Below are 8,314 nucleotides of genomic sequence, written 5' to 3'. Positions count from 1 at the left end.
CCGAGATTTGTCGTCATGAAGCCGCCAAGAGGACAAAAAGCAGTGAGACCGCCTGAGGTTTGTCGTCATGAAGCCGCAAAGAGGACAAAAAGCAGTGAGACCGCCCGAGATTTGTCGCCATGACACAAAAATCAGTAAGTTTATTAGAAAAAAGAAAAATTACCTGAAGCACACGTAAGTATTTAAAACAAACAGATCCACAGAAAGGAGCCAGTACCATTGAAGAATCAATCAAATCATGGTTTTGAGCCCTATAATATCTACAGCTATTTTGTCGGCACCAATCCACCAACATCTTGGAATCCCTGCCCTAAACCTCCAAAAATCCATCAGACTGCATTATTAAGCCCGTTTACCTTCGTTGCCGGGGATGTCACGATCCAGGAAAATACTTATGTCGCTCCGTTCGTCAGCATCAGGGCAGACGAGGGCACTCCTTTTTATATTGGACGTAACACCAATCTGCAGGATGGAGTCATTCTGCACGGACTTAAGGAAAAATATGTTGATAAAAACAACCAAAGATTCTCGATTTATATTGGAAATGGTGTATCATGTGCCCATGGGTCCCTCATCCATGGCCCAAGTTTAATAGAGGACGATGTCTTTATCGGGTTTAAAGCGATTGTCTATAATGCCGTGGTCGGAAAAGGCAGCTTTATTTCGTCTGCTGCAGTCGTGACTGCCGGGGTGACACTCAAGCCCAATAGCTTTGTTCCTCCAGGGGCTTACATTGATACACAAGCCAAAGCGGATTCGTTAAAAGCAGTGCCGACGACTGAAGAGGAGTTTGCAAAAGAAGTACAACGGGTTAATCAGGAATTCCCATCTGCGTACTCGTTGCTGTTAGGAAAAACGAGATGCTCCTGTGGGTTGGCCTGCTGATTCACTTCTAAATCATGAATACCATTTCACTCCTGGCAGAAGGGGAGTGAAATGGACGCAAAATTATCACTTTTATAAAAAATAAATAAAAAATAAATTTTCATTAAATCTTCATTGAATTAAAAAGAAAATCAATTAAAATAAAAGAAAACGATAACATGTTGTTTGAAAATGTTAACGTTAACATTATACTGGAGTTTAACACAGGGAGGCTGAATAATGAAAAAGTATGTCATTTGTGGGGTTAGTAATCGTGCAATTAATATGTTTATTAAACCTCTAATCAAAGAATTCCAAGAGGAGAACCAAATTGTTGGGCTGCTAGATCCTGATTCCCTTCGCTTTAACATTTGCAAAAAACAATTTCCACAGCTGGAACAAGTCCCAACCTATTTGCCAGACCAATTCGAACAAATGATGGAACAAACCAAACCGGATTATGTCATCGCAGCAGGCAGAGATGATTCCCATGTGGAATACATCATCGGCGCTTTACAAAGACAGGTAGACGTGATCACAGAAAAGCCGATGGTGACAAACGCAGCAGATGCTTTCAGAGTAATGCAGGCAGAAAAAGAGAGTCAGGCAAAAGTCATTGTGACCTTTAACTATCGATATAATCCATTCCATAGAAAAATTAAAGAAATGATCCTTGAAGGAAAACTAGGCAGAATAACCTCTGTTGATTTAAACTGGTATATCGATACCTTCCATGGTTCCAGCTATTTTAGAAGATGGAACCGAAACCGGGAAAACTCAGGGGGCTTATCCATTCATAAATCCACACACCACTTTGATTTAGTGAATTGGTGGCTAGATCAAAAACCTGAAGAAGTATTTGCCTATGGGGCATTAAACTATTATGGACCGAACGGGGAACACAATCCTCGTAAAGTTCCAAGCCGTTTTTGCGGAACCTGTGAGGATAAAGTAAATTGCGATTACTTCATGCGCTGGAACCCGCGCAGCGGCACCAACAATGTAAAAGATGACCATCTCCTTGCAGGCGTTTATAAGGAAGTTCCGTATTCCAACTATCGTCCGGATGCTTGTATCTATGATGAGGAAATCAACATTGAAGATACTTATACTGCGACAGTGAAATATGATGGCGGCAGTCTTTTAAGCTATTCGATTAACTTTTCGCTTCCGTATGAAGGTTATCGACTGGCAATTAATGGCACAAAAGGCAGGATCGAAACTACGGAATTCCATGAGCCGTCCCGGATCCCGTTTAAATACCCTGAGCAGACAATCGAATATTTTCCGCTTTTCGGAGCCAAAGAAACAATTGAAGTTGTTAAAAATGCAGGCGGACATGGCGGAGGAGATCCAGTGTTAATCGCAGACTTATTCCTCGGCCCAGACCCAGCAAGAAAATATCCAATTCTGGCAGGATCCGAAGCAGGTGCATATTCGATTGCTGTCGGGGAAGGCGTATGGCGCTCTGTTCAGGAAAATAAACCAATCAAGATAAAGGATTTATTACAGGAGCCTAAAAAACTAGTGAACAATTAAATTCATTTTTCAAAGAAAGAACATGCAGTGGGATTAGCCGCATGTTCTTTCACTTTCTTAAAATATTGAACAATATCCCAAAAATTATCAATTATGCTTGAAATCGTTTTCAATTATCATTAATACGAAGCTATTTTTGAAGGAGGCTAGGTGTTTTGTATAACATTCGAGAAAAAATTACTAGTTCCAAGCCGATTAAGTTAAAGCCTACGAGGTCTTGGAGGACCTATTTGGGCGGAAAAATGATTGATGAACTGCATGGCATTGATGATCCAAAGGATAGTCATTTCCCGGAAGAGTGGATAATTTCTATTGTTTCGAGCAGAACCATTGGCCGCGAGGACGACGGACTGAATAAAATCGACCTAAGTGATGCCGACATTACCCTAAAGGAAATTGTGGAGGCGGATCCGGAGGAATATTTAGGAAAAAGGCATGTTAAAAGATTCGGAGCTCAGACGGGGGTTTTAGTCAAGCTGATTGATTCCGCTGAACGTTTAATTATTCAGGTCCACCCTGATAAGGAGAAGGCCCAAGAATTATTCAATTCGAAATATGGAAAAACGGAGTGCTGGCATTTCGTGGGAGGCAGAGAAATAAATGGTGAGCCGCCTCACGTTTATGTTGGTTTTAAATCCGGTGTTACAAGGGAACATTGGGAAAAGTTGTTTCATGAACAAGATATCCAGGGCATGCTTAACTGCCTCCATAAGTATTATGTTTCACCAGGGGATACGTTCATAATTGAGGCTGGGCTGCCTCACGCCATAGGTCCAGGCTGTTTACTGGTAGAAATTCAGGAACCGACGGATTTCACCATTCGTATGGAGAAAACATCCCCTTCAGGATTGCATATTGAAGATTACTTGATTCATCAGGGGATCGGTTTTGAAAAAATGTTTGATATTTTCAAATACGAATCCTGCTCATGGGAAGATACGCTGAAAAAATGGCAGGTTGGACCCCGGATTTTAACAGAATCAAACGGGAATCGGGAAACAGAAATAATTGGTTATAATCGAACCCCGTATTTCCGGATGACCCAAGTGGATGTTGAAAATCAAATGGAGATACAAGGGAACAGCGTGTTTTCGGGTCTCTATATCCTATCCGGCAATGCGGAAATCGTTACGGATGGCAATCGCCAGGAAGTGAAAAACGGCGACCAATTGTTCATTCCTGCTCAAGTCTCCACCCTCACGATCGTGAATAATGGTAATGAACCTGTGAAAGCCCTAAGATTATTCGGTCCTGAAGTTTGAGAGGAAAATCACATGCTGACTGCTTCTCTGCTAGGGGCGGTCAGTATATTTCAAGTTGGAAAAATAGCAAATAAATTTTTTAGTGAGAAAACGGTTTAATAATTATGAAATATTGTTCAAAAATTTGCCCGAAATATCTTAAAATTTTAATCAAACATATTAAAATCTTTAATTTATTCGAGAAACCGTTTTCATTAGAATGAAATCAAGAAAGGAGGAAATCAGATGGATATTTCAAGTGGAGTCACTGAAACATCGATTGAAAGCAAGAAGACGGTGAAAAAAAAGAAAATAAACAAGGGAAGTATTGCCCCTTATCTTTTTATACTGCCTTCTCTTATTTTAATTATCGGATTCCTTTTCTATCCAATAGGAACCGTATTTTATTATAGTTTTCAAAACTATGATGTGGCGGCGCCATTCTATAATGGCTTTGCAGGTCTGGATAACTTTATTACCATTTTTACAGAAGATAAAATGTTTCTGCCCAGCTTGCTTAACAGCTTAAAGTGGGTTGTATCAGAGGTAGGACTTCAATTAATATTCGGTATGATTTTAGCTCTATTATTAAATCAAACTTTTAAACTTAGAGGTTTAGTTCGTGCAGTTGCCTTTATTCCATGGGCCATTTCCGGGGTGCTTGCTTCCACAATGTGGTCGTTAATCTTTAACGAACATATGGGAGTACTGAATGATTTGCTCATGAGATTGGGATTGATTGATGAACCGCAGGCTTTCCTGGCAAACACGGCAACAGCATTCACGTCGGTTATTCTCGCAGAGATGTGGAGAGGGATTCCATTCTTCGCGATCACCTTACTTGCTTCCCTGCAAAGTATTCCTGGTGAATTATATGAAGCTGCTAAAGTGGACGGGGCCAGCAGATGGAAGACATTTATCTATGTCACGATACCTCAGTTGAAAAATACAATTGTTTTAACGACACTACTAAGGGTTGTTTGGGAATTTAATAACGTCGATCTTTTGTTTAACTTAACTGGTGGCGGTCCGGCTCATTCGACAACCACACTCACGATGTACATCGCTGACTTAGCAGTCCACGGAAGCAATTTCGGGTATGGTTCAGCATTAACAGTGGTTACCTTCGCTATTCTGTTAATCTTTGCAATCGTTTATCTGAAACTATCCCGTTATGAAAAGGAGTGACGTCTGGGATGTTATTCAATAATAAAAAAGCTGACAAACTCATCACTTTCTATCTTCCGTTAGCCATGATGCTGTGTTTTACGATTTTTCCGATTTACTGGACGGTCAATACGGCATTTAAGCCTGAAGGAGATATTATCAAGCGTCCGCTGCAGTATCTTCCGACAAATCCAACCATTGATAACTTTGTCAATTCATGGACCAATATCGGTTTTGCCACTTTCTTTAAGAATAGTTTAATCGTTGGTGTCTCAGCTGTAATCGTGGTTCTCGTTTGTTCTACTTTATCTGGTTATGCACTGTCAAGGTATCAATTCAAAGGGAAAAGAGCGTTCATGCTCATGCTCTTGTGCACACAGTTCATTCCTAGAGCGATGATGATTATTCCGTTGTTCATCATTTTCAAGAACCTCGGGTTAATCAGTAATCCACTTTCATTGATCATTACGTATTCCGCGGTTGAAATTCCATTTACGACCATCTTAATGAGCGGATTCATTTCAAATGTTCCAAAGGAATTGGAAGAAGCGGCCATGATTGATGGCTGTTCCAAGCTGCAATCATTGCGGTATGTAGTCTTTCCGCTGTTATTGCCAGGTATTGTCGCAACTGGGGTATTCACCTTCATTTATACTTGGAATGAATTTTTAATTGCATTGATGCTGACCAACCAACAGGACAAGTTCACACTCCCTGTCGGATTAAGTACGATGATGGGCGAGTTTAACGTCAACTATGGAGCTTTGGCGGCAGGAAGTGTAATCGCTTTAATTCCAGCAATCATATTATTTGCCTATGCGCAGAAACACCTTGTCAATGGTATGGGTGGGGCTGTGAAAGGTTAATATAAAAAAAATTAGGAGGCAGTTTTATGTTAAAGAAAAAATTTGCAACGACTGCTCTTGCTCTGACCGTAGCATCCAGTATGTTTCTAACTGCTTGCGGCGGGGGCGGCAATGATGAAAAAGCCAGCTCATCCAAAAAATCAGCTGATAAATCTGACGAGCCGGTTACTCTAACGTTCTGGGACGAAAACGCAGGACCTGCACGTACACCGGTTTGGGAAGAAGTTATTAAGCGATTTGAAGCTAAGTATCCAAATATCACTGTGGAGTATGTTGGTATTCCTAACAGTTCCGCAAAATCAAAATATGATGCGGCCATTGCTGCTGAAGATACACCCGATATTGGTTCTGTACAAACGACATGGCTTCCAGAGTTCGCTATTCGCGGAGCTTTGAAACCGCTTGATTCTTATTATAAGGATTCAGAAATCAGCAAGAAGCTTAACAAAGGTGCAGTGGATGTAAACAAGGAAATTACCCAAGATAAAAAGCTTTATGGTATTCCTTACGCACAAAACTTGGATGCTCTATGGATCCGCACTGACTGGTTCGAGCAAGCAGGAATACAAGAGCCAAAAACTTGGGATGACTTCTTTGCTGATATTGAAAAATTAAGAGACCCAGCTCAAAACCGTTATGGTTTTACCATCCGCGGTGGTGCCGGAGCTTCTTTCACCATTCAAAGAGCCATGTTTGCTTATAGTGGATTGGATTACTTTGATAAGAACGGCAAAACCAATATTAATGATCCAAAACACGTTGAATTTGTTGAAAAGTACTTCTCTTACTATGATAAATGGACTCCAAAGAGTGACATTACAAATGGTTATAAAGAAATGATTGCTGCTTTTGATACGGGTGTTGTAGGAATGGTACACCATAACCCTGGTTCTTACGGCGAGCACAGCAAAGCGCTGCCTGAAGGCACATACAAAATGATTCCACTGCCAACGACAGATAAGGGCAATTATGTTGCTGAGGGCGGAAATGCGGTTAACCTAGCAATGTTCAAATCTACTAAAAATCCTGATGCGGCTTGGAAATTCATCGAGTTTGTAAACTCTGAAGAGGCACAAAGCTACTGGAACGAACAAACTGGCCAGATTCCAACCAACAAAGATGTCTTAGATGATGAATGGGTTCAAAATGCACAGCATATCAAGACGGCTTTTGAAGTGTACGATAATCCAAAAACCAAGATTTATATGCCGCCGTTCTATTTGCCAGACTACCGATCCATCCTTGATACGATTGTAGACCCAGGCGTACAGTCGGTAATGAGCGGAAAAATGACAGCGAAAGAATTCTTAGACCAATGGGCAAAAGCAATTGAAGACTCTAAAGCAAAATATGACGAGACCTTTAAGAAAAAATAAGATTGGTTTACTGGGTGTTGACGAACTTAGCACCCAGTTTCTCTATTGCATAGGTGAATGAAAAAAAATCAATTTCAAAGCAGGAGAGAGGAGAATGGGAATGACAACGAAACAAATCACAACACAAACTCCGCTGTTGATGGCGGAAAAAGCAAGCCGTGCACTGATGGAAAAATTCCGTGCGGAGGAGCTGCCTCCAGTGAATGCCTTCCATTATCATCAGGGAGTGTATCTTTATGGAGTATATCGAGTGTATCAAGCAACGGGAAATGAGGAGTATTTTGAATATATCAAAGCCTATTATGATAACTTGATAGATGAAGACGGTAATGTTTGCTTTGAGCGTGATCAATTGGATTCCACCATGGCAGGAATTCTGCTGTTCCCATTATATGAAAAAACAAAGAATCCAAAATATATGATTGCGGCGAAACGCTTAAGAAGTGCCTTGGATACCCTGAACAGAACCTCCGAAAATGGATTCTGGCACAAGGAAAAATATCCATATCAAATGTGGCTCGACGGCCTGTTTATGGGTGGACCTTTCATGCTGCTGTATAGCCAGCAGTTCCATGAAGAAGAACTGATCCAGATGGTCCTCTTGCAGGAAAAACTAATGAGAAAGCATATGACCGACGAAAAAACAGGCCTGCTTTACCATGCATGGGATGAGAAAAAGGTTCAGCCATGGGCAGATCGCGAAACCGGATGCTCTCCAGAGTTTTGGGGACGTTCTGTTGGCTGGTATGGCACAGCATTGATTGATTTACTAGAAATTCTAGGTGACAGAAACCGAGGACAAGAGGAATTAATCAAGTCCCTTCAAAGCTTTATTCCGGCGATTGTCCATTTCCAAGATGAAAAAACGGGTCTTTGGCATCAAATTGTGGATAAAGGCGATCGTGAAGACAACTGGCTTGAGTCTTCCTGCTCCGCATTGTTTATTTACTTCATTTCAAAAGCGATTCAACATGGCTATGTGGATGAGTCCTACCGTGCAGTCGTAGACAAGGCCTACCAAGGTTTGTTGGAGTACATGGTGGAAGAAAAGGAGACAACGATTGATCTGAACGGCATCTGTATCGGCACTTCTGCTGGCGTTTATGATTATTATGTGGAACGCCCTACATCTACTAATGATTTACATGGAATGGGTGCGTTTATTTTAGGAAGCATGGCCTACTACGACCTGATTAAATGATTTTGATTTTTGGCCTCTGCATATTCAACATATCATCAAAGGTATAAACCTTTTCTAATG

The 8,314-nt window shown here is 41.1% G+C and carries 7 protein-coding genes; all 7 read left to right on the top strand.

Features of this window, described 5'->3' with window-relative positions:
• Positions 1 to 219 precede the first annotated feature (219 nt).
• The 7 genes from NFS43_RS10355 to NFS43_RS10325 all read left to right on the top strand — a co-directional run bounded on the left by NFS43_RS10355 (position 220) and on the right by NFS43_RS10325 (position 8,254).
• Positions 220 to 885, top strand: coding sequence for an LbetaH domain-containing protein (locus NFS43_RS10355; protein WP_251551582.1), 666 nt, complete (start codon positions 220 to 222; stop codon positions 883 to 885).
• A gap of 219 nt (positions 886 to 1,104) precedes the next feature.
• Positions 1,105 to 2,403 carry a Gfo/Idh/MocA family protein gene (locus NFS43_RS10350; protein ID WP_251551581.1) on the top strand — a complete coding sequence of 433 codons (1,299 nt, stop codon included), beginning with the start codon at positions 1,105 to 1,107 and terminating at the stop codon, positions 2,401 to 2,403.
• A gap of 155 nt (positions 2,404 to 2,558) precedes the next feature.
• On the top strand, positions 2,559 to 3,665 hold the full coding sequence (locus tag NFS43_RS10345) for a type I phosphomannose isomerase catalytic subunit (protein ID WP_251551580.1): 1,107 nt from the start codon (positions 2,559 to 2,561) through the stop codon (positions 3,663 to 3,665).
• Positions 3,666 to 3,890: 225 nt separating this feature from the next.
• Positions 3,891 to 4,832 carry a carbohydrate ABC transporter permease gene (locus tag NFS43_RS10340; RefSeq protein ID WP_251551579.1) on the top strand — a complete coding sequence of 314 codons (942 nt, stop codon included), beginning with the start codon at positions 3,891 to 3,893 and terminating at the stop codon, positions 4,830 to 4,832.
• A gap of 8 nt (positions 4,833 to 4,840) precedes the next feature.
• Entirely contained in the window at positions 4,841 to 5,677 is an 837-nt protein-coding gene (locus NFS43_RS10335) for a carbohydrate ABC transporter permease (protein WP_251551578.1), read from the top strand.
• Between the two features lie 26 nt (positions 5,678 to 5,703).
• Positions 5,704 to 7,053, top strand: coding sequence for an ABC transporter substrate-binding protein (locus tag NFS43_RS10330; RefSeq protein WP_251551577.1), 1,350 nt, complete (start codon positions 5,704 to 5,706; stop codon positions 7,051 to 7,053).
• A gap of 94 nt (positions 7,054 to 7,147) precedes the next feature.
• Positions 7,148 to 8,254: a glycoside hydrolase family 88/105 protein gene (locus NFS43_RS10325; RefSeq protein ID WP_251551576.1), complete on the top strand. Its 1,107-nt coding sequence runs from the start codon at positions 7,148 to 7,150 to the stop codon at positions 8,252 to 8,254.
• Positions 8,255 to 8,314: the final 60 nt, after the last annotated feature.

It is taken from the genome of Neobacillus muris, from assembly GCF_943193175.1.
In the GTDB taxonomy this organism is placed as follows: Bacteria; Bacillota; Bacilli; order Bacillales; family Cytobacillaceae; genus Neobacillus; species Neobacillus muris.
Note: the sequence above shows the minus strand (reverse complement) of the source record. Positions and strands in the feature narration are given on the sequence as shown.

Bases quoted from the DNA above. Each gene is read 5' to 3' on its own strand.
- NFS43_RS10340 (WP_251551579.1), top strand. From the start codon at position 3,891: ATGGATATTTCAAGTGGAGTCACTGAAACATCGATTGAAAGCAAGAAG.
- NFS43_RS10350 (WP_251551581.1), top strand. From the start codon at position 1,105: ATGAAAAAGTATGTCATTTGTGGGGTTAGTAATCGTGCAATTAATATG.
- NFS43_RS10330 (WP_251551577.1), top strand. From the start codon at position 5,704: ATGTTAAAGAAAAAATTTGCAACGACTGCTCTTGCTCTGACCGTAGCA.
- NFS43_RS10335 (WP_251551578.1), top strand. From the start codon at position 4,841: ATGTTATTCAATAATAAAAAAGCTGACAAACTCATCACTTTCTATCTT.
- NFS43_RS10325 (WP_251551576.1), top strand. From the start codon at position 7,148: ATGGGAATGACAACGAAACAAATCACAACACAAACTCCGCTGTTGATG.